Raw genomic sequence first — 23468 nt, 5'->3', positions numbered from 1 at the left:
GTGAACTCATGGGTGGCGCGCATACCCTCTGCGACGGCTATAAACCCCGCAGTTTCACGCGGATTCCGTACAGAATGGCGCATTGTGTCGTTCACGATTTGCTGCCGTCCGCAAATCGTGAACGGTCCGCCGTCACGCGGCCGCCCGCACGACGCTGATATCACCTCCGTCCATGACGACGACGCCCATCATCTCCAGCTGACCCAGCTGGGCGAGCACCTGAGGCAGCAGCCGTGCCGTGGCGCGGCGCAGAGCGGCCCTGTCCCCGGCGCCTGACCCGGCCGCGCCGTCCGGCATGCCGGAACCCTGCAAATCGTCCGCGCCGCCGCAGTGCGCCGCGGTCTCCTCGGTCACGGACTGCACGGTGACCGGGCCTCCCCGTCGCCGCAGCCGGCGGATGACGGCCACGATGTCACGCTGCTGCGCCGTCAGCCGGACGCTTCCGCCGGCAGTCGCGGCGTCCGACGCCATGCCGGCCGTCACTTCCGGCTGGGAACCGTCCGCGGCACCGCCCTCGGCGCTCGTGTCACCGCCGACGGGCTCCGCCGCATGCGCCGCGTGGCACATGTCCGCCACATGGTCGAGCGAGTCCAGCAGGATCGCCTTGCCATCATGGATGAGCCGGTTGCACCCGGCATTGCCCGGCCGGTCGATGTCGCCGGGAAGCGCGACCAGCAGACGGTTGAGGTCGCCAGCCCATGCGGCAGTGCTCAACGCGCCGGACCGCAGCCTCGCCTGCGCGACGACCAGCGTCGACGACAATGCGGCGATGATGCGGTTGCGCGCCAGGAACCGCCGTGCCTCCGGAATCGTCCCCGGACACATCTCGCTGACCAGCGCGCCGCCCTCCGCCTCGATCCGCGCGAACAGCTCGGCGTTGCGCTGCGGGCCCATATGATTGAGACCTCCTGCGAACACGGCCACCGTCCTGCCGGTGACGGCGCCGGAGTCCCCGACACCGCGTTGCGCCGCCAACGCACCCCAATGCGCGGCGGCATCGATGCCCATGGCGCCGCCGGACACCACCGTATGCCCATCGGCCGCCGCACATTCTGCAATGGTTCGGGCCATCGAGATCCCATAGTCGTTCGCGCCGCGCGAACCGACGATGCCGATCGGCGCGTCGCACGCCACCAAGGCGCCCATATCCCCACGGCCCCACAGGCACAACGGCGCCGCCACCTGGCGGATCGTCGTCAGGTCGTCGAGCATGTGCGGCCAGCAGGGGTGATGAGGCCCGATGATCCATTGGCCGCCGTCCATGGTGAACCATGAGGCAAGCTCGTCGGCATCCCACGTGGGGATGACCTCCAGCCGGTGATGCCAGCCGGCCAGCGATGCCCGGAACGACTGCATCATGCGCGGCGTCGGCTTCGTGCCCCAACGCGACAATCCGGTGCAGAACACGCGCTCGATCTCCTTCGACGCTGTGCCGGGGCGTGGAGACCCGGTTCCGTCCGAGCCGGGGGAGGAGCCGCCGGGGATTGTTCCCGAACTCTCTCGGATCAGCCGAAGCGCCGTGACGGGGTCGCCCGCGCCTTTCAGCAGCGCGGTCATCATCGCGTCCGCCGTGTTGAGACAGAACGTCAGCACGGCCAGCGCCAGCGTCCGTTCGTCAAGCCGTCCTGCGTCGGCGTCTGGGCCCGCCACGGCAGAGTCCGCCACTGCCGGATCTGATGCGCATGCGCCGGCCGCGCCGGAGTCGACCGTCGCCGCCGATGCCGCCGTGCCGGCGCGCCCGGAGACGCCTGCAGTTCCGTCGCCGCCGTTCACGCCGCCGAGCCCGCCGTCGATTGCGCCGACCATCCCCGCACCGATCACGCCCACGCCAATCCCATTCATGCCGTCCCCGTTCATGACATCCTCGCCCTCAACGCGATGCCCTGCAGCATCTCATCGGTGCCCGGCGACGTCCTGCCGGCCAGATCGGCCAGCGTCCACGCCAGCCGCAGCGCACGGTCCACGCCGCGCAGGCTCAGCCGCCCCGACGTGAGCGCCTTATCGGCAAGGTCGAGCGCCTTCGCGGACGTGTTCGCGCGCATCCACGGCCCGGACGCCTGCGCATTGCACGACCATCCCTGGCCGCGGAACCGCTCCTGGGCGGTCTGCCTCGCCTGCATGACCTCCATCTGCATCTCGCGGCTGGAACGTCCATGCTCGCCGCCGCCATCCGTGATATGCGACACGGGCAGCGCCTCCACCTGAATGTCGATGCGGTCGAGGATCGGGCCGGAAAGCCGCGCGAAATAGCGGACGCGGTCGCGCTCCCGGCACACGCAGCGTTCGCCCGTGCCGTAGGCGTAGCCGCACGGGCACGGATTGGCCGCCATGACCAGCTGGAACGACGCCGGATAATACGTCGTCCCCTTCGTGCGCGACAACGCCACATACCCGGATTCCAGCGGCTCGCGCAACGTCTGCAACGCCCGGGCCGAGAACTCGGGCGCCTCGTCCATGAACAGGATGCCCCGATGCGCCCGCGTGATCGACCCCGGCATGGCGATGCCCGAGCCGCCACCCACCAGCGACGCCGTGGACGCCGTATGATGCGGCGCCTCGAACGGCGGCATGTCCGTGATGCCGTAATGCGGCAGCGTGCCGCACAGCGACCTGACCGACGCCACCTCGAGCTGCTCCTGCGCGGTCAGCGGGCACATGATGCTCGGCATGCGCGACGCCAGCATCGTCTTGCCCGAGCCCGGCGGTCCGGTCATCAGCAGATGGTGGCGCCCCGCGGCCGCCACCTGCATCGCCCACTTGGTCTGCTCCTGGCCAATGACCTCGCCCATGTCGCCGATGCCGCCGGTCAGCGGCGTCTCCTCCGCAGTGTCCGCCGTCGGCTGCCGTTCGTCGGCGATCCGGTACTTCGCCTGACCGCCAAGCAGTTCGATGAGCTCGCCGACATGGCGGACCGTCGAGACGCCGAGACCGGGCACGAGTTCGGCCTCCTCCTCGTTGCCCGCCGGAACGATGATCCGGCGTACGCCGCGGTCGACGGCGTGCAGCATGATCGGCAGCAGCCCGTTGATCGGCAGCACCGTGCCGTCGAGATTCACCTCGCCGAGCACGACGGTGTCCTCCAAGGCGTCGTTGGGGACCACGCCGGCCGCGCACAGCACGCTCGCCGCGATGGCGAGGTCATGCGATGCGCCGCGTTTGGGCATGGAGGCCGGCGACATGTTCACGGTCACCCGTGTCTGCGGCCAGCTGAAGCCGCTCGCCTGACAGGCTGATTTGACCCGTTCGCGCGCCTCGCTCAGCGACGTGTCCGGCAATCCGATGATGGAAAAGTACGGCAGTCCCGGCGAGATGAACGCCTGGATCTGGATGATGAATGCCTTGAGGCCGATCAGCCCCACCGACAGCGCGCTTCCTATGGCCATCAGAACGCCCCCGGGATGTGATGGACCGACACCGTGCCGTCCTTGGAGACGACGGAGAGCACGTCGAAGCGGACCCCGTTGTGGCTCATGCGATGCTCGGGGTCCAGCAGCCATTGGATGCCGGCGCGGCGCACGCTGGCCTGCTTGCGCGCGGTCACGGCCTCCTGCGGGCTGCCGAAATGCTCGCAGCGGCGCGTCTTGACCTCCGCGAAGACGATGAGCCGTTCCGGGGTCATCGTGATGATGTCGAGCTCGCCGTAGCGTGAACGCCAGTTGCGGTCCAGTATCGTGTGGCCGTGCCGTTCCAGCCAGAGCGCGGCGTACTGTTCGCCGAGGACGCCCAGCTGTTTGGGACCGATCGTCTCGTCGCGCAGGCGGCGCAGCAGGTCTCGCGACGTGGCCGCCGGCGGTGGGCCGTCACAGTCGGGCTCGCGTTCGGCGACGATGAAGTCAGCCGTCGTCGGGGTCGTCTGGATGGATGGTCGGGTGGGAAGGTCGCCTGCGGTAGCCGCTCGGCTTGTCGTACGGATGTCCATGACACCAGTGCATCAGATTATGGCCGCGGACGTCGGGTTTTCAGGGTGATGTGGTCGGAGGTCGGGGTTCCGGCGTGTTGTGGATGGAATGTGGATGGACGAGCGGTTATCCACAATCACGGATCCCTCCGTCCGTCACAGCGTGTACCTACCCGCTGTGACGGGGGAGTGCGAGCGGGGTCGTTTTCCTTGGAATATCAAAGGTTGCGGTGGCTGAATACAACAATGTCACAGCGGGTAGGTACCCGCTGTGACATGGGGAAGGGCCCTCGGGGATGAGGGATGTGCAACGTGCGGTACGTGCGATGTGCGCGAGGTGCGATGTGCGCGAGGTGCGACGTGCGCGAGGTGCGACGTGCGCGAGGTGCGCGGTATGCGACGTGCGAGGTGCGTGGCTTGCGTGCCTCGCGGCAGTCCGCCTTACTTGCGCACGAGCCCGGTCAGCTCGCCGAGATCGAGCTCGAAGCTTACGCCGCGCTCCTCGAAGTTCGGCTGGTGGCGGGTGCTTTCCATCGCGTGGCGCACGAACTCGCCGGCGATGCGGGCCGACTCGGCAAGGCCACGGCCGGCCAGCACGGCGCCGCACAGCGCGGAGGCGAACGCGTCGCCCGTGCCGTGGATCATGTACGGCAGCTTCTCGTGGGCCAGCTCGACCTTGGCCTCGGCTCCGGAGGCCGCGCTCGCCACATAGTTGACGATCTTGCCGTCGCCGTGGTCGATGCCCTTGAGCACCACGTTCTTGGCGCCGAGCTTGAGCAGCGCGTCCAGCAGGTCGGTCACCGCGGCGTCGTCGAGGTCCTGACCCGGGTAGTCGCGCTTGGTGAGGATGCTCGCCTCCGTCAGGTTCGGCATGAGCACGTCGGCGCCGTCCGCCAGCGCGCCCATCGCCTCGCACAGCTCCGGCGTGTACGTCGGATACATCTGGCCGCCGTCGCCCATCACCGGGTCGACCAGACGCAGCGCGTGCGGGTACTCGCGGTACAGCCGCTGGATGATCGCCACCTGGTCGGGGGAGCCGAGAAAGCCGCTGTACACGCCGTCCAGGTCGACGTTCTCCTTCTGCCACGCGTCCAGATAGCCGGACAGGATGTCGGTCGTGTCGTGGAACGTGAACACCGCGTACTTCGTGTGCGCGGAGAACAGCGCGGTCGGCACCGGGCACACGTCGCAGCCTGCGGCGGAAAGGATCGGGATCGCGGCGGTCAGCGAGCACTTGCCGTAGCCGCACATGTCATGGACGGCGGCGACGCGGGGGATGTACAGCGGGTCGCGGTCGTAGAGCGTCACATCATCGGTCATGTCAGTCTCCTTAACTGAAACGATGTCTGGAACGGCACCGGTAACCACACCGGCGCCGCCCACGTGGCCCCGGCGAGACGCACGGGGGCCATCATCCACCACAGACATTAGCATCGTCCGTCGGCCTGCGACGTTCGCATTCCGCAGTCCGTATTCCGCGGGCCATCATGGAACGGCGGCGCGGCGCTCAGTCGAACACCGGCGTCCACGCGGTCCCGGCCTCATGCGCGCGGAAGCACAGCGCCACCTGTTCGGCCGTGCTCTTCTCCACCGCCATGGCCGGCAGCGCGCCCGGCGCGAACCAGCCGCTCTCCGTGGTCTCGCTGTTGGCCTCGAACGCGCCGCCGAGGACCTCGCACTCCATGAACACCTTGCACACGCCGTACGCGTATCGCGGCGTGTTGTGTCGGTTGCGGTCCTGCACGGCGATGATGCGCACCGGCCGCACGTCAAGGCCCGACTCCTCGCGCGCCTCCTTGGCCGTGTTCTCGCCGACCGACACGTTCACGTCGCACCAGCCGCCGGGCAGCGACCACCGGCCGTCAAGCTCGCGCACGAGCAGGATGCGGCCGTCGCGGAAGATGGCCGCGCGGGTGTCGAGCTTGGGCGTCTGATAGCCGGTCTCGTTGCAGAACAGCCCGGCCACCTTCTCGGGCGGCATGTCGGCGATCCGGGCCATCATCTCGGCGCTGATCTGGCGGATGCGCTCGTAGCGTTCCAGGTCGAACCGGCCGGTGCCGTACGTGAGGCCGGCCTGGGCGAGGGACTGCAGTTCGACGATCCAGTCGACCCAGACGTTGCTGCTGGTGACGTTGCTGTTCGAGGCGCTGCTGCTGGTGACGTTGCTGTCGGTCGAGTCGTTGCCGTAGGCGAGGGCGTCGTCTTCGATGATGTTGCTCATGCCCGCCATCGTATGTCGTCGTTCGTGAGGATTCGGTGAGGCGGCGACGATTCCCACGGCCGATTCCCGCGACGGCGACGACGTCACGACGGCCGCGACGATACGGCGTGTCGCGGCGGCAGGACGCGTTCGCGGGGATGTTTCCAAGGATCCGGAAATCAATGATCCCAACGGCTTTGAAGGGGCTATAGGCAACCGCGATAACGTACGGCTTGCACACGTGCATGGCGGTGCTCTAAGGTCTGAAACCAACATCTCGTCATGCACCGGAATCCACCGGCGGATGACGGGCGACAGCACAAACGGACAACACAACAACAAGCAGACCAACCACCGCGTGACGGTCGCAACCGACGAGCCGCGCGCCAAACCAAAGGAGCACACCAATGACCGATCCGAACAAGAAGTACCGCTTCGAGACCCTCCAGCTGCACGTCGGACAGGAGCAGGCCGATCCGGCCACCGACTCGCGCGCCGTGCCGATCTACGCGACCACCAGCTACGTCTTCCACAACTTCGACCACGCCGAGGCCCGCTTCGGCCTCGCCGATCCCGGCAACATCTACGGCCGTTTGACCAACTCCACGCAGGGCGTGTTCGAGAACCGCATCGCCGCCCTCGAAGGCGGCACCTCCGGCCTGGCGGTCGCCTCGGGCGCCGCGGCCGTCGAATACGCGGTGCGCAACATCACCCAGACCGGCGACCACATCGTCTCCTCCAAGAACATCTACGGCGGCACCTTCAACCTGCTCAAGCACACGCTGCCGCGCGACGGCATCACCACCACGTTCGTCGACCCCGAGGTCCCGCAGAACTTCGAGGACGCCATCCAGGAGAACACCAAGCTCGTCTACTTCGAGACCTTCGGCAACCCGAACGCCGACCTGCCGGACTTCGAGGCCATCTCCGAGATCGCCCATAAGCACCATCTGCCGGTGATCGTCGACAACACGTTCGCCACCCCGTACCTGTTCCGCCCGCTCGAGCACGGCGCCGATGTCGTGGTCGAATCCGCGACCAAGTTCATCGGCGGCCACGGCACCACCCTCGGCGGCGTGATCGTCGAAGGCGGCAAGTTCAACTGGGCCGAGGTGCCGGGCAAGTTCCCGACCCTGACGGAAGCCGACCCGTCTTACCATGGCCTCAACTTCTACGAGGCGCTCGGCGGCGCCGCCTTCGTCACCCGCATCCGCGCGATCCTGCTGCGCGACACCGGCGCCACCCTGTCCCCGTTCGCCGCGTTCCTGCTGCTGCAGGGCACCGAGACCCTCTCGCTGCGCGTCGAGCGCCACGTGCAGAACGCGCTGAAGGTCGTCGAATACCTGCAGACCGTGCCCGAGGTCGAGTCCGTCTCGCACCCGAGCATCCCGGGCCGCCGCGACCACGCGCTGTACGAGAAGTACTTCCCGAACGGCGCCGGCTCCATCTTCACGTTCGACATCAAGGGCGGCAAGGACGCGGCTCGCGTCTTCATCGACAACCTGCACCTGTTCAGCCTGCTCGCCAACGTGGCCGACGTGAAGTCGCTGGTCATCCACCCGGCCTCCACCACGCACTCGCAGGAGACCCCGGAGGAGCTGGAGGACCAGGGCATCCACCCGGGCACCATCCGCCTGTCCATCGGCACCGAGAACATCGAGGACATCCTCGACGACCTCAAGGGCGGCTTCGAGGCGGTCCGCGCCTCCGGCCTCGCCAAGTGAGCCGGTAGCCGGTAGCCGACTTGCCGTCTGCGTCCGGTGGGGGCCGGGTGCGGCGGTGAAGAGAAGGGAACCCGTAAGGGCCTGCGCTGACGTCATGCGGCGCAGGCCCTTTTCGCATGTGTGGCCGTGCATGTTGCGCGGCCGTGTGGGTTTGCGCGGACGTGCGGATCGTGTCGACATGGGGGATGTGCGTCCGTCCGGGGCGGGCAATCGGCAGATGAACAGTACGTGTATTGATGGGGTGCAGCCGGGCCTTCGCCGAATCGGCGGGGTAGGGTGAGATTATGGGTAACAGTAAGAGGCGGGAAGCCTCCGGCAAGGATGCGGACGCGCCCCGCCGCCGTGTCAGGACGCGGCTTATCGTCATGGCCGTGCTGTCAGTCGCCATGATGCTCAGTCCCGCATCTGCCGTGTTCGCACAGGCCTCTATCGGCGAGAAGGATTCACTGCCCGGGGACATGTCGCTGAACATGCTGCTCGCGATACTCTCGGTCTACGGCAAAACGATCTCCGTTCCCGCGTTCACATATATGGCGCTGCTCGCCGTTCCCGGTGTCCTTGCCGTGATGCTGCTGTGCGTGGGATCCTCGCTCGTTTCGGCAGCATACGGCCACACGGGCCGTCGTCCGCGGCTCGTCGTGGGCACGGTATGCGCGGCCATCGCCGCGCTTGGGTCGACGTTACTGTGGTATATCGTGTCCGCCGGCGTCGCGGTCATGATGTTCATCGACGACAAGGGGAGGGGTCTCGGCGTCATCGCCCCGCAGTTCACTGCCCTCGCCGTTCTGGTCGTGCTCGTCGCCGTGATGCCGATGCTGATCGCCGTCGGCTCCCTTATGGACGCCCGTCGTGCGCGGGCGAAATCCGCAGGTGCCGTCATGGCCACGCTCGTAACGATGATGATCACGCAATTGGCGCAGGCGGCGCTCGTATGCCTGTCCGTCACGGCCTCGATGCAGGTCGATGCGTTCAACGACGGCGGGCGTTCCCGTGCCGTCGCCGCGTTCCATAGCGCCGTGCAGGCAGTGGTGTTCGGACTGGATGGGATGACCGGCGTGGTCGGCATCTTCCTGTGCATCATCGTGTCGACCGGCGCGGTGCGTCCCATGGCTCACCGGTCCTTCATGCGATCGCACGCGCCCACTGTGGCCGCGATGACGCTGTTCGCCGTGCTTGCCGTCACGTGGAGCGTGCTGTGGTATATCAATCAGTCTTATATCGATGACAAGGGTGCGAGGACGGTCATGGCATGGGCCGTCTTGCTGCTGCCTTCGGCGCAGTATCTGACGGCGTTCGTCGCCGTCGTCATCGCACTGGTCCGCCTTGGCAGGCGTCGTTCGCGACGCTCCGCAGCAACGCTGCCGTACGTGCCTGCGCCCGGCAGTCCGATGCCCGCGCGGGAGAGCGTCCCGTTGCCGCCCGGTCCCGTTGCGTTGACATCCTCGCCCGGTGCCGGCACGCCGGCGGGACCGCACCCGCCGGCATCCCCGGTTGTCGCAGGCGCCGGCTCCGGGGCCGGCGCAGGGCTAACAGCCGTTCACGTTCCCCTGCCCCCGCGTAATCCCCAAGGATGATGCCGGGCCGGCAGACAGGCCTCCGGTTTCAATCCGCCGCACGATGCCGGCCGAAGTCCCGCTCCCATACAGTGAGGGTAACGATCGCGGGGGAGCACAGGCCCTCCCGCACCCAGGGAAAGGGACTGACATGGAACAGACGACCACCGCATTCACGCCATCCGCAACCGCAACATCCGCAACCGCAACGTCGACCATCGGCATGCCGCCGCTGCCGCCGGCCGCCGCGCCGAACGGAACGTTCGCAGCCGCCGCGCACGATCATGCCGCGCACCCGACCGCCATCCAGGCGATCGATCTGGTCAAGGACTACGGCCGCGGCGAAAGCGTCGTGCACGCGCTGCGCGGCGTCAACGTGAGCTTCGAACAGGGCCGGTTCACCGCGATCATGGGCCCCTCCGGCTCCGGCAAGTCCACGCTCATGCACACGCTCGCCGGACTCGACTCCGCCACCAGCGGCCACATCATCTTCAACGGCGCGGACATCACCGAGATGAACGACAACCAGCTCACCCTGCTGCGCCGGCACAAGATCGGCTTCATCTTCCAAAGCTTCAACCTGCTGCCCATGTTCACCGCCGAACAGAACATCCTCATGCCGCTCACGCTCGCCGGCGAGAAGCCGGACCGTCAGTGGCTCGGCATGCTGCTCGACACGCTCGGCCTGCGCGAACGGCTCAACCACCGGCCCAACGAACTGTCCGGCGGCCAGCAGCAGCGCGTCGCCATCGCCCGCGCGCTCATCACCAAGCCGTCGCTCGTCTTCGCCGACGAACCCACCGGCAACCTCGACTCGGTCTCCAGCGCCGAAGTGCTCAGCTTCCTCAAACGCTCCGTCAAGGAGCTCGGCCAGACCGTCATCATGGTCACCCACGACGCCGTCGCCGCCTCCTACGCCGACCGGGCGATCGTGTTCGCCGACGGCCGTATCGTCGCCGACGAACCGCACCCCACCGCCGAACGCATGAACCAGCTGCTCATGGACGAACGCGAACGCGCCGCCGTCGCCGCCGCAGGCCGCTGACGGCCGCCGCGCACCCCGACAACCAGCACACACGCGAGCGTACACAAGGACCCATCATGTTCTCCATTACCATCAGACTCATGAAGAAAAGCGCGAGGATGCTCATCCCCGCAGGCATCGCCATCCTCATCGGCACGGCGTTCATCGCGGCCACGTTCCTGTTCTCCAACACCATGGACGACTCGCTGCGTACGCAGATGACCGCCTCGATCGCCAAAGCGAACCACGTAGCCCAGTTCGACACGGACAGCGCCGACGCCAGCGCGGACGGCGGAACCGCGATCACCGTCAGCGACCTCAACCTCGAACGGATCGCCGCCACGCACGGCGTCAACGGCGCGCGTGCCGACCTGACCGCGCCCCTCACCGTCAGCCACAACGACAAACACATCAGCGGCATCGCCATCAACACCGCCGCCGACCGCAAGCTGATCCCGCTGACGATCAGCCGCGGCGACCAGCCGGCCGACAACGACGAGATCGCCCTGCCATGGTCGCTCGCCAAACAGGTCGGCGCCACCATCGGCGACACGGTCACCGTCACCTCCGAGCCGACCATGCGTGAGGATGGTTCGACGGTCAGCGTCAAGGTGCGCGTCGTCGGCCTGACCGAAGACCCGAACGGCCTGTTCTCGTACTACGGCGGCGGCTCCGTGCTCTCCGGCAACGTGCTCGCCGCCATGAGCGGCGTCGAGGAGTTCGGCCAGATCCATGCCGGCACCCTGCTGCTCGACATCAACGAGACCGGTGGCGCCGCGCAGACGTCGAAGACCCTCAGCCAGGTGCGCGCCCTGCTGCCCGACGGCTATCGGATCGACACGAGCAAGGCGTACGGCGACAAGATCCTCGCCTCCATGGGCGGCGACCAGAGCACCAGCGTCACCACCACGTTCCTGCTCAGCTTCGGCGTGCTCGCCATGGTCGTGGCCGCGCTCGTCATCGCCAACACGTTCCAGGTGCTCGTCGCCCAACGCCGGCGCACGCTCGCCCTGCTGCGCACCATCGGCGCGAAGAAAGGACAGCTGTACGCCTCCGTGCTGCTCGAGGCCGGGTTGCTCGGCGCCGTGGCGTCCGCGTTGGGCGTGGGGCTCGGCCACGGTCTCATGGCGCTGCTGACCGACGGCGGCGTGGTGCACATGCTCGGCATGAACGTCCGGTTCGTCGGCAGCTGGCAGGCCATCGCCGTGCCGATCGCGTTCGGCATCCTCATGACCGTGCTCGCCTCGCTCGGCTCCGCACGGTCGGCCACCAGCGTGACGCCGCTCGAGGCGCTGCGCCCGGTCGAACTGACCGACACCCGCCGCGCCGGCCGCATCCGCGGCGTGTTCGGCACGCTGTTCATCGTGATCGGCGTCGCGCTCGCCGCGTTCGCGGTGATCCAGATGCGCATGGCCATCGGGGGAGGGGACTCCATGATCGAGGACGGCTACACGACCGTGCTGCTCGCCGCCATCGCCGGCGCGGCGCTGGTGTTCCTCGGCCTCGTGCTCACCGCCGCCTTCTGGATGCCGGTGCTCATGCGCGGCGTCGGCGCGCTCGTCGCCAAATGCGGGCCCAGCGCCACCATCGCGCACGCCAACATCCAGAAGAACCCGCGTCGCGTGGCCGCCACCGGAACCGCGCTGCTCATCGGCGTGACGCTCGTCGCATCCATCGCCACCGGCGCCGCCAGCGGCAAGCAGACCATGAGCGATTCGCTCGCCTCCCGGTACAGCATCGACATGATCGCGACCGGCGACAGCGTGAACGCGAAGACCGCCGCCAAGGCGGCACAGGTCAAGGGCGTATCCGGCACGCTGCTCGTCCCCACCGTGGCGGCGACCACCACCAGTCCGCACGGCGACGACATGACCGTGCTGCTTGTCGGAGTCAAGAACACCGCCGAGCTCTCCCGCGTCATGCACGTCGACCTGAACGGCGTGAGCCTGACCAAAGGCAACGCGCTCATGCAGCTGTACCGGACAGGCGACGGGGCAAAGCTCGACTACGGCAACCGAACGCTGAGCTTCAAGTCCATGAGCGGCACCGACACGCCGTCGGCGCCGGGCGACTCGTCCACGACCGACGACCCGCAGCCGGGCGGCACGATCCGAAACGGCTTCTCGCTCACGCCGACGAGCGTCGACTTCCGTCGAGTCTCCGACAGCTACGATGCGGTCGCGTTCATCGACGCCACGCACTTCAGCAACGGCGACATCACCGCAAGCGGCAACATGCTGCTCGCGAGCGTGGACGCCGCAAAGGCCCGCACAACGCTGAGCGCCGTGTTCGACGCCCTGCAAGGCGTGTTCTCCTCCGACCCCAGCGCGCAGGTCACCGGACCGGTCGTCAAACGCGTGCAATGGGAGCAGATCATCAACAACATGATGCTGCTGCTCGTCGGACTCATCGCCGTGGCCGTGCTCATCGCGCTCATCGGCGTCGCCAACACGCTCAGCCTGTCGGTCATCGAACGCACCCGCGAATCCGCCACGCTGCGCGCCATCGGCATGACACGCGGGCAGCTGCGGCGCTCGCTGGCGATCGAGGCGCTCATGCTCTCGCTCGTCGCCGGCGTGACGGGCGTGATCCTCGGCACGCTGTTCGGCTGGCTCGGCTCGTACATGGTGTTCAGCCTGTACGGCACGGTCGCGCTCCCGTTCGAGTGGGGCGTCAACGGCATCGTGCTCGCCGTGGCCGCCGTGGCCGCGCTGCTCGCGAGCATCGCGCCGGCGCGGCGTGCGGTCAGGACGCCGCCGGTGGAGGCGTTGGCCGAGGCGTAGCGCCGGCCGATGGCGCCGGCAGGTCGTCTCTCGGGCGGCCTTCGCCGGGGCGTCTCTTGGGCGGTCTGGAATCAAAGCTCCAAGATACACAATGTGCATCTTAAGGTGCACAATCCGGGCCTTTCCCGCGCAAAGCTGCACATTGTGCATCTTAGGGGGCGGCTGCGGGGCGGCTGGCGGGATTTGCCATGACAGCCGGACTGCATCGCGCCCGCTGCGCAGACAGCTGTCGCGTGTCAGGTGAACCCTCGGTGAACCGTGCATGATATCTGCCCGAACCGTATCCGCATGCATTCCCGTAACCGTTACAACTAAATACGGTTCCATATATCAGACAGAGAAATGGAAGCTAGGAAATGCAGAAGAACAACGTCAAGGCCACCCTGCTCAAGGGCACGGTTGCCGGCGTCGCGGCCCTCGCGATGCTCATGACCGGAGGCGTCGTCGCAGCCAACGCGGCCGACGGCTACACGTACCCGGCCGACCTCAAGCAGCCCGATCTGGTCAAGCTGCTCGGCGACTTCGAGAACTACTACCAGCCCGCCAACGCCTATGACAAGACCGACCCGGCCAAGCCGTTCGGCAAGGGCACCGTCAAGAACGCCGCCGTGCTCAAGCATGACGACGAGATGACTCAGGCCATCAACAACGCGGCCGCCGCGGCCGACGGCACGGGCGATGGCGTCACCACGCCGACCGCCCAGCAGCAGCGTGCGCTGATCGACTCCGACTACAAAATGCGCGAGACCCTGCCCGACGCGCTCGGTCCTGTGCTTGGCAAGTACCTCGCCGACGGCCTCGATGCCAGCGCGAGCGCCGACGGCAGCGAAGCGAATCCGAGCGGTCCGCTCGCCAAGACCTACAGCCTGCTCATCAGCGACCACAAGAGCGGCTCCTACAATTCGGCGCTGGTCTCCGACTGGCTTGACACCGGCACCGCGAAGGTGACGTTCAACCACCCGCGTCCGTTCGTCGACCGCACCAACGCCGGCTATCCGGCAGCCGGACTCGACAAGTCCGTAGGCATCAAACGCGTTCCAGTGTGGGCCAGCGCCGACGGCGTGAAGCATGACGCCGGCTACGACGGGTTCCTGACCTCAGGCTCCTTCCCGTCCGGCCACACCACCTACGCCTACTCGGGCGGCATCGGTCTGGCGACCCTGCTGCCGCAGCTGGGCACCGAGATCGTGACCCGTGCCTCCGAGGCGGGCAACAACCGCATCGTGCTCGGCGTGCACTACCCGCTCGACATCATGGGCGGCCGCATCGACGGCGAGGTCGCGAACGCCACGCTGTGGAGCGACCAGTCGTTCCGTGAGAACAAGCTCATCCCCGCCTACAACGAGCTGCAAAAGTACCTCGCCGACCAGTGCGTCGCCAACGGCAACGTCAAGCAGCGCAGCGACACCGACTTCGCCACCGTGCAGGCCTGCGTCAACAGCCTCAAGGCAAACACCACCGCCGGCTACCAGAACACCTTCGTCGACCCGGTCTCCAAGACCGCCGTCACCGACCGTGACTCCGCCGTCGAGGTCTACACGAACCGCCTGACCTACGGCTTCAAGCAGACCGGCAAGGCCGGCCAGGCCCCGGTCGTGCCGGAAGGCGCCGAGAACCTGCTGCTCACCGCGTTCCCGGGAACCAGCGACTCCGTGCGCCGCCAGATCCTCGCCGCCTCCGAAATCGACTCCGGCTACCCGCTGGACGCCACCAGCGAAGGCTACCAGCGTCTCAACCTCGCCAAGGCGTACACCGCCAACGTGACCGTCAACGCCACCGGCGACACCATCCTCAAGCTCACCTTCGGCAACAAGGCCCCGAAGGTGTCCGTCACCAAGCCCGACGACGTCTCCACGCTGCTGAGCGACTTCAACAAGTACTTCGTCGGCGGCAAGGGCGTGACCGAAGCCGGCAAGTCCGTGCTCGCCCACGACGACAAGGTCACCGAGGACATCAACAACAAGGCGTGGGGCGCCGACGGCAACAGCACGCAGGACCAGCGCGCCGTGTCCGACGCCGCCATGGACTCCACCGCGACGCTGTACGACGCGCTCGGCCCCGTGCTCGGCAAGTACTACGAGGAGGGCATGGACGGCTGCAACGTGCGCAAGTTCGTGTACGACTGCAAGCTCGGCAACACCACCAAGTTCCTCTCCTGGGCCAACTACGGCGCCAGCACCGGCAACGCCAAGACCGTCTACTCGCACCCGCGCCCGTACGTGGACCGCGTCAACTACAACGGCACCACGCTCGACCTCAACGGCCTCAAGCAGACGCTGAACATCAAGAAGGTGCCCGCCTACGAGGATGAGGGCCAGTACGACGGCCTCGCCACCTCCGGCTCGTTCCCGTCCGGCCACACCACGTACGCGTTCGGCCAGGGCACCGGCCTCGCCTACCTGCTGCCCGAGCTCGGCCCCGAAATCATGACCCGAGTCTCCGAGGCGGGCAACAACCGCATCGTGCTCGGCGTGCACTACCCGCTCGACATCCTCGGCGGCCACATCGCCGGCCAGTCCGGCGTGGCGAACATGATCGCCGCCGGCACCGACGACCCGAACAGCGAGGACTACCAGACCGTGTACGGCACCGAGGCCCGCAAGGAGCTCGTCGATTACCTGACCGCCCGTTGCAAGGCCGACGGCTACGGCGACACGCTCGCCGCCTGCATCGCCAAGACCGGTGCCGCGGACGACAAGGGCTACACGAACGACTTCACCGACGAGGTGTCCACCAAGCCGGTCACCGACCGCGCCTCCGCGCTGGCCGCCTACAAGGCCCGCATGACCTACGGTTTCGCCGCCACCGGCAAGACCGGTCAGGCCGCCGAAGTCCCGGACTCCGCCGTGCGCCTGCTCGATAACGTCGAAGCGTTCAAGAACCTGAGCGCCGACCAGAAGAAGGCCGTGCTCGCCGCGACCGAAGGCGACTCCGGCTACCCGCTCGACGCGAGCAGCAAGGGCTGGGCGCGCATCAACCTCGCCGCCGCCTACAGCGCCAAGGTCACGCTGAGCAAGGACGGCAAGACCGTCGTCAAGGTCGAGCCCGGCCAGGCCTCTGCGTCCGTCGCCTATGCCAGCGCGAACGGCAATGGCAATGGTCAGGGCAACGGTGCTGGTGCTGGACAGGGTGCCAACGGCCAGAACAACGGCAAGGGCGGCAACGTCGCCCAGGCCGGCAACGGCCAGCAGCTCGGCCGCACCGGCGCCGACACGACCACCGTCTTCTCGGTGCTCGCCGTGCTCGCCGCCGCGGGTGTGACCATTGTCATGATCCGTCGCCAGCACACGCTGTGACGTGTCGATGTCATGCGGCCCTACCGGCCGCGTGACATGACATGGCAAGCTGCATGACAGCAGAGGCCGGCTCCCCCGCCAACCCGGGGGAGCCGGCCTCTGCTGTCATGCATGTATCCACATCACGCCTGTTCCGGAGCCTATTCCGGAATCGTAGGGCATCGGTGCGGGTATCAGCCGGTCGACGCAAATCAGGAGCCTTGGAAAATGGCTCTTTTTCGCTCCTTGAATCACGCGATGACGCAGTGATACCGCTGTCGATGCCCTACGATTCCGGAATAGCCTTCAAAACAGGCCGATGTTCGGTGCGCCGGCTCACACGAGCCCGTTGTCGTAGGCGAAGACGACGGCCTGCACGCGGTCGCGCGCGTTGATCTTCGCGAGGATGTGCGCCACATGGGTTTTCACCGTCGGCAGGCTGATGAACAGCTTGTTCGCGATCTCCTGATTCGACAGGCCATGCGCGATTTCGACCAGCACCTCGCGTTCGCGGTCGGTGAGCAGGTCGAGCTCCGGGTCGGTATAGGCGACCGTGCGGGGCGCATCCTGCGGCGTCGTCTTCGCGCCTGCGTCCGGGGCGGCGGTCAGCGGGGTCTTCGTATAGCCGTCCTGCATCATCTTCTCGATGAGCCGCTTCGTGGCGGACGGCGCGATGATCGCATTGCCCTGATACACCGTGCGGATCGAGCTGAGCAGCGTCTCCGGCTCGGTGTCCTTGAGCAGGAACCCGGAGGCGCCGGCGTTGATTGCCGCCATCACGTACTCGTCCAAATCGAACGTCGTCAGGATGATCACGCGCGTGCGACGCGTCGCCGAATCGCCGGCCGCCTCCTTCTGCGCGCCGGCGGCGGAACCGGAGGACGCCTCCAATGCGGATATGCGCGACGTCGCCTCCAACCCGTCCATGCCGGGCATGCGCACGTCCATCAGCACCACGTCCGGGTGCAGGGATTCGGCCAAAGCCACGGCCTGAGCGCCGTCGCCGGCCTGTCCCACCACCTGCATGTCCGGTTGCGAGCCGATCACCATGGCGAATCCGGCGCGCACCAGTTCCTGGTCATCGGCGATCACCACACGAATTCTCTGCATGTCACTCATACCCTCCACTGTAACCGGCGACATTGAATTATCCATGGCACGACATGGGCGTGACTTGTCGCGCCCATGCGCCTCGCGAACGCTCAGGAAGCGGCATGAGCCTGCTACCGTCGCCGAACTGGCATCCACGCGCCTCGCGCAATGTCACAGCGGGTAGCTACCCGCTGTGACATAAGAGGCGTCGGAGCCGGCGTCGGAGCCGGCGCCGGTTCGCGCCCTGCGTCCTCACCTGCCCGCATGGCCTTCCAGCCGTCCGCTCAGCTGCTCGTCCAGCGACGCGGCGGGACGCAGCTGCATGTCCGGCTGCGCGTCCGCGTGCGCCTCATCGCTGAACCCGGTCTCGCGCAGCACGCCGAGCAGTTTGCGCATATGCGCCAGCGCCGTACGACCCTGCGAGCCGATGGCGGCGAACGCGTCCGTGATCGCCTGCGCGGACGGCTCCTCGCCGCGCCGTTCGCATTCGTCCAGCGCCGTCAGCCCGCTCACGGCCTTGTCGATCACGCCGGTCAACGTCTCGGTCACCTCCGCCTGGATGTTCGCGCTGATCCGGTCGCGCTCCATGTTCGCGGCCAGCACGCGCTGCTTCGCCTGCTCGGCGCGCAGCGCATCCTCGCGCGCCTGCAGCACCAGCACGTTCGTGCCGCTGGAGCGCGACCATCGCGCCAACGCCATCATGCCCACGCACAGCAGCAGCGACACGGTCGTGAACATGAACGCCGTGTTGAAGCCACGGCCGCCGTGGCCTGTCGCGTCCGTGAGCGAACCGCCCATCGGCGCGGACAGCAGGAACTGCAGAATCGTCTCATAGCCGTGTTCGGCGACGAACGTCTTGAACCCGAACAGCAGCGAGCCAGCCAGCGCCGCCAGTCCCGTCCATCGCCAGGCGCGGTCGCGGCCGTACAGCACCGCGGAGTACAGGGACAGCATGGATGCGATGACGTTCACGGCGAGCACCGACGGCACGAGCAGCAGCTGGAACGTCGCGAACACGAACGATGCCAGAGCGCTGGACTCGGGGAACCGTCGGCGGAACACGCACGGCAGCAGCGACAGCATGGTGAACAGGCGGTCGCTCATCCCGTACATCTGAAGCCCGTCCAGATACAGCATGGGCGCGTTGCCGATGTTGGTCAGCAGGAACGTGAGCAGTAGCATCGCGATCAGGTCTGACAGCAGATAGTGGCGTTCCATCCACTGTGACAGCCGCTCGATCCAGTTGGCCTGCCCGGTCGCGTTCGCCGCCGCCTGGCTGATCGGCTTGGATCTGAGCGTGGCGTAGAGCCGTTTCGCCCGTGCGAGCAGTCTGGCGGTCGATGGAGGTTCGGGGATATGCCGGGACGGCTGCCGCGGATCCGCCGCGCGGCCCGTGGCTGTGACGTCAGTGCCCGTGGCGGTGACGTCAGTGTGGGTGACGCTCCCGGTTCGTTCGGCGACGCTGGCTTTGGCATCTGACGGTCGTGCGGCAGACAAGCGCGGATGACGGTGCGTCCCCGCCGCGGCTGGCTGCCGTGAGACGCGTTCGTAAAGACGGCCGGCGGGGGAGTGCACGGCGGCCATCTGCTCGGCGGCGTTCTTCTTGACGTCGGCCTGATGCTGACGGACATGGATGCTGCTCGCCGATTCGACGTCATGCGTCGCGGTCGGGACTGCGACGGGCGCGGATGGGACGGTCGCGGGCACAGTGGTCGCGGGCGCAGTGGTTGCGGCGGCTGCGGAGCTGACGGCGGCATGAGCCGTGCCGTCGTCCGGCTGCAGCCCGGCGTCCCGCGCGTCCGCCGTCTGCAGCTCTGTGTCGTACGGCACCGAAGCGTTCACGCCGAACCCGCCGCCGATCAGCGGACCGGACTGGACATGCCCGCCCACGTCTTCGATGCGCTCGCGCATGCCGATCAGCCCATAACCGGGCTTGTGTCCGTCCAGCGACGACGACGCTCCGCGCCCGTCATCGGTCACGGATACGGCAAGACCATGCCCGTCCCACGTTTCTGCGATGGTCACGGTCACGTTCGGCCCGGCGTACTTGCGCACGTTCGTCAGCGCCTCCTGCACCATGCGGTACATCGCGCAGCTCGCCTGATGGCCTAGCGCGGAGGGCGCGGGCGTGCCGGTGACGGTCCGCAGGATACGGCAGCCGTCCCCGGCGGCCGACCGCGCCTGGTCGATCAGCGCGTCTATATCGCCCCAATCGGCGTGGTCGGAGCCGCCGAACACGCCCAGCAGGCGCTTCATGTCATGCAGTGCCCGCTCCGACTCATGCCGGATCGTCTCCATGGTGTGCCTGGCGAGCGCGGGATCATGCGCGCCGGCATAGCGTCCGCCATCCGACTGCACGATGATGATCGACAACGTGTGCGCCACCACATCATGCATGTCACGGGCGATGCGCGCCCGCTCGGCCAACGCGGCGATGCGCTGCTCCTCGAGCTCCTGCGCCCTGAGCGCGTCGTTGCGCTCCTGCATCATGCGCACGGTCGCTCGGCGGGCGCGCTGCCAGAACGCGACGATGATCGCCGACGTCAGGCACAGTGCGATGAGTATGAATATGGCGACGGCGCTCCCCGCCATCACCAGCGCGCAACTGCCGGTCATGCCGTACTGGTTGACCGAATAGCATGACGAGACCGCGCTGATCTGCAGGTCGGTGTTGCCGAGAGGGCCGACCGATGACGTCCATGCGAGGACCATCGCGGTGAGGGCTCCGATGGCGAATGCGAGGATCATGAACGGCTTGGAATTGCGGGGATCGCCGTAGACGATCACCGAGTACAGCATAAAAGGGGTAAGCAGGTCGGCGTAGACGACCGTAGGGCCAAGCACGAGCTGGATTACCGTGATCGCGACGAAGGCGAGCGCCGCGGCCTGCGGTCGTGTGCGCCGCAATGCTATGGTGACCATCAGCAGCAGGGACCACAGGACCATCGGACCGCCGTCGAAATAGGCGAGCAGTCCGGGGTTCGTCGTGCCTGAGCCGAACATGCCGATGACTAGGAACGCCGCCACCGCAGCCATGAGGATGTCGGCGAGCAGCGTGTGCGTCTTGTTCCACGCTGTGATCCGTTCCATAACACCCATGGGTGTCAAGGGTAGCGCCTGCCTTGACGTGCACGGCATCGGCCTGACGGATGATTCGGCTGTCGCGTACGCTGCGGTGCGGACGGGCGGGGAGGGGTGGCGACATGCCGCGTTCGCAAACGGGAAGATATGGGACGTGTGACGCATTCCTCGCGTATGGTTGGAAGCGTCTGGCGTCATGCCGCCGTCGACCGGGCCCATGGGGCCTGCGTGGCGCGGATGGCAGCCGGTAGGACGATGTTAGGAAAGGTGGTTGCAAAATGACGTTGCTCGCACAGTATTACGTGCCCGGCCTGCATGTCGAGGACCGGTCGGTCGCGGTGCCGCTCGACTGGTCGGGCCATGAGCCGGGCCGTGGGTTCGACGGCGATTCGCTGCGTTTGTTCTACCGGGTGGTGACCTCGCCCGAGCATGTGCATGACGAGCTGCCGCTGCTGGTGTACCTGCAGGGCGGCCCCGGCGGTGAGGGGCCGCGCCCGCTGAACCCCACGTCCGACGGCTGGATCGCCGAGGCGGTCAAGCATTTCCGCGTGGTGCTGCCCGACCAGCGCGGCACCGGGCGTTCAAGCCGCATCGACGCGCAGGTCATGGAGCGCATGGCCGGGGCCGGCGCACGCGCGCAGGCCGACTATCTCAAGCTGTTCCTCGCTGATTCAATCGTGCGCGACTTCGAGCATCTGCGCCGCACCGAGTTCGGGGGAGCCCCGTGGGTGACGCTCGGCCAGAGCTACGGCGGGTTCCTGACGCTCACCTACCTGTCGTTGTACCCCGAAGGCGTGGCCGCGAGCTTCACGTGCGGCGGCATCCCGCACGTGCCCGCCGACGCGACCGAAGTGTACGAGCACACGTTCCCGCGCATGGCGGCCAAGACCGCGCAGTTCTACGAACGCTACCGTGTGGATGAGGAGCGTGTGGCGGCCGTGGCAGAAAAGCTGCCGACCGTCGCCGAAGTCGCCGCCACGGGGGAGGGCTGGCTGCCGGCCGGCACGCCGGTGCTGCCCAACGGCGACCCGCTGACCGTCGAACGGCTGCAGTGCCTTGGTTCCGACTTCGGCATGAAGCCGAGCTTCGAGCGCGTGCACTGGATCTTCGACGAGGCGTTCCTCGACGGCGACGGCTCGGCCAGCGCCGATTCCGCGCTCAGCGCGCCGTTCCTGGAGAAGGTGATGGCCGCCACGTCGTCCCGGCCCTTGTATTGGCCGCTGCAGGAGTTCATCTACGCGAACGGCGAACTGGACGAGCCGATCCGTTGGGCGGCGCAGCGGGTGCGCGACGAGCATCCCGCGTTCGGCACCGGCCGGCGCCCGCTCACGTTCACCGGCGAGGCGATGTTCCCGTGGATGTTCAATCAGGAGAAGGCGCTGCGTCCGTTCCGCCCGGCCATGGACCTGCTCATGGAGGATACGCGTTTCGGCGTCATCTACGACGCCGACCAGCTGGCCCGCAACGAGGTGCCGCTGCAGGCGGCCGTCTACTTCGACGACATGTACGTGGATTCGCTCATGCAGCTCGATACGCTCAGCCGCGTCGGCAACAGCCACTACTGGACCACCAACGAGTTCGAGCATGACGGCAACCACGGCCCCTCCGTGTTCAAGCGGCTCTATCAGGAGGCGCTCGACCGCGGCGACCTGGAAAGCCTGTTCTGACGGGCGGGCGCCCCCATACCATCACCACACGCATTCATCACCACGCGCATTCATCACCATACGGAGGAAACATCATGACACAGCCGGACATCACGGACCTCACCATCGGATTCATCGGCTACGGCAACATGGCGCAGGCCATCGCGCAGGGACTCGTCGACGCCGGGGTCGTCACCGGCGGGCGCATCGTCGCCTGCGCCGCCCACTACGACAAACTCGAGAAGACCACCGCCAGGATCGGTGCGCGCCCGCTGCACGACGCCCGCGAAGTGGCGGCCGCGGCCGACGTGATCGTCATCGCCATCAAGCCCTATCAGATCGAAGGCGTCGTCGGCCCGATCGCCGACGAGTTCGCCAAGGCCGGCAAGTTCACCGTGTCGATCGCGGCGGGCTGGGATCTGGCGAAATACCGGACGCTGTTCGGCGACCTCGCCGATTCCGTGCACATCCAGTGCACGATACCGAACACGCCGATGGCCGTAGGCAAGGGCGTGCTCGTCACCGAGGAGAGCAACACGCTGCTCGACGGCCAGCGTGACGTGTTCGAGGCGCTGTTCTCGCCGATCAGCCTCATCGAACGCGTCGACACCGCGCATATGAACATCGCTATGTGCATCGCCGGCTGCGCGCCTGCGTTCACCGACATGTACATCGAGGCGCTCGGCGACGCCGGCGTCAAATACGGTCTGCAGCGCGCCGCCGCCTACCGCATGGCCGCGAAGATGGTCGAAGGCGTGGGCGCGCTCTACATGGCGACCGAAACGCATCCGGGCGCGATGAAGGATGCGGTCTGCTCGCCCGGCGGCACCACGATCCGCGGCGTCGTTCAGCTCGAGAAGGACGGCTTCCGCGGTGCCGTCATCAACGCCGTCGACGCCATCGAAGCGTAGACCGGTGGAAGCCACCCTCAGTCTCGCTTCGCGAGCCAGCTCCCGCCGGCGGGAGCGAAGCTGCGGCGGCAATTGATTATTCGGCCCCTTGGTGGAGGGGCTGGAGCGCGATTTCTACGCGCTCGTCTTCGGCCCGGACTCGGCCCCCTCGGTGTGAACTGCACCCCGATTGTTGGACTGCGATAATGCAGATTCGATGATTGGAGGTGCGGTTTCTCATGTGTGGGGATCGCAGGCGTCATTACGACGACGGTTTCATGAGGAAGGTCGCGGACCTGATC

Annotated in this window: 14 protein-coding genes; 7 read left to right on the top strand and 7 right to left on the bottom strand. The window is 67.2% G+C overall.

Annotation, left to right across the window (positions count from 1 at the left end; translation table 11 throughout):
* Window positions 1-132: 132 nt before the first annotated feature.
* From F7D09_RS07085 to F7D09_RS07065, 5 genes are all read right to left on the bottom strand, one after another.
* A complete protein-coding gene (locus F7D09_RS07085; RefSeq protein ID WP_376863553.1) occupies window positions 133-1842 on the bottom strand; it encodes a DNA-processing protein DprA in 1710 nt (569 codons plus the stop codon).
* An 11-nt stretch (window positions 1843-1853) separates the two neighbouring features.
* Complete coding sequence (locus tag F7D09_RS07080; protein ID WP_152234701.1) at window positions 1854-3383, bottom strand: YifB family Mg chelatase-like AAA ATPase; 1530 nt, start codon at window positions 3381-3383, stop codon at window positions 1854-1856.
* Window positions 3383-3919: a YraN family protein gene (locus F7D09_RS07075; protein WP_152234700.1), complete on the bottom strand. Its 537-nt coding sequence runs from the start codon at window positions 3917-3919 to the stop codon at window positions 3383-3385. Before F7D09_RS07075 ends, F7D09_RS07080 begins: the two co-directional genes overlap by 1 nt.
* A 420-nt stretch (window positions 3920-4339) precedes the next feature.
* On the bottom strand, window positions 4340-5218 hold the full coding sequence (locus F7D09_RS07070) for a pyridoxamine kinase (RefSeq protein WP_152234699.1): 879 nt from the start codon (window positions 5216-5218) through the stop codon (window positions 4340-4342).
* A gap of 187 nt (window positions 5219-5405) precedes the next feature.
* Window positions 5406-6119, bottom strand: a complete 714-nt coding sequence (locus F7D09_RS07065; RefSeq protein ID WP_152234698.1) for an NUDIX hydrolase N-terminal domain-containing protein — start codon at window positions 6117-6119, stop codon at window positions 5406-5408.
* A gap of 386 nt (window positions 6120-6505) precedes the next feature.
* Between F7D09_RS07065 and F7D09_RS07060 the strand changes: the two genes are divergently transcribed.
* The 5 genes from F7D09_RS07060 (at window position 6506) to F7D09_RS07040 (ending at window position 16478) form a co-directional block, all read left to right on the top strand.
* A complete protein-coding gene (locus F7D09_RS07060) occupies window positions 6506-7822 on the top strand; it encodes an O-acetylhomoserine aminocarboxypropyltransferase/cysteine synthase family protein (protein WP_152234697.1) in 1317 nt (438 codons plus the stop codon).
* Between the two features lie 284 nt (window positions 7823-8106).
* Window positions 8107-9396 carry a hypothetical protein gene (locus F7D09_RS07055; protein WP_152234696.1) on the top strand — a complete coding sequence of 430 codons (1290 nt, stop codon included), beginning with the start codon at window positions 8107-8109 and terminating at the stop codon, window positions 9394-9396.
* 130 nt (window positions 9397-9526) lie between these two features.
* A complete protein-coding gene (locus F7D09_RS07050; protein WP_226836066.1) occupies window positions 9527-10420 on the top strand; it encodes an ABC transporter ATP-binding protein in 894 nt (297 codons plus the stop codon).
* A 56-nt stretch (window positions 10421-10476) separates the two neighbouring features.
* The gene (locus tag F7D09_RS07045; protein ID WP_152234695.1) at window positions 10477-13182 is read left to right on the top strand and encodes an ABC transporter permease; all 2706 of its coding nucleotides are present in this window, start codon (window positions 10477-10479) and stop codon (window positions 13180-13182) included.
* Window positions 13183-13538: 356 nt separating this feature from the next.
* Entirely contained in the window at window positions 13539-16478 is a 2940-nt protein-coding gene (locus F7D09_RS07040; protein WP_152234694.1) for a phosphatase PAP2 family protein, read from the top strand.
* Window positions 16479-16793: 315 nt separating this feature from the next.
* Here F7D09_RS07040 and F7D09_RS07035 read toward each other — a convergent pair whose 3' ends face one another.
* The gene (locus tag F7D09_RS07035; protein ID WP_152234693.1) at window positions 16794-17576 is read right to left on the bottom strand and encodes a response regulator; all 783 of its coding nucleotides are present in this window, start codon (window positions 17574-17576) and stop codon (window positions 16794-16796) included.
* A gap of 225 nt (window positions 17577-17801) precedes the next feature.
* Window positions 17802-20639, bottom strand: coding sequence for a sensor histidine kinase (locus tag F7D09_RS11445; RefSeq protein ID WP_376863547.1), 2838 nt, complete (start codon window positions 20637-20639; stop codon window positions 17802-17804).
* 269 nt (window positions 20640-20908) lie between these two features.
* On the opposite strand from F7D09_RS11445, the gene F7D09_RS07025 reads away from it, so the two are divergent.
* Window positions 20909-22297, top strand: a complete 1389-nt coding sequence (locus F7D09_RS07025) for an alpha/beta fold hydrolase (RefSeq protein ID WP_152234692.1) — start codon at window positions 20909-20911, stop codon at window positions 22295-22297.
* A 74-nt stretch (window positions 22298-22371) separates the two neighbouring features.
* Window positions 22372-23187: a pyrroline-5-carboxylate reductase gene (proC, locus tag F7D09_RS07020; protein ID WP_152234691.1), complete on the top strand. Its 816-nt coding sequence runs from the start codon at window positions 22372-22374 to the stop codon at window positions 23185-23187.
* Window positions 23188-23468 lie beyond the last annotated feature (281 nt).

Origin of the sequence: Bifidobacterium leontopitheci (assembly GCF_009193355.1) — a bacterium.
Lineage (GTDB): Bacteria > Actinomycetota > Actinomycetes > Actinomycetales > Bifidobacteriaceae > Bifidobacterium > Bifidobacterium leontopitheci.
Note: the sequence above shows the minus strand (reverse complement) of the source record. Positions and strands in the feature narration are given on the sequence as shown.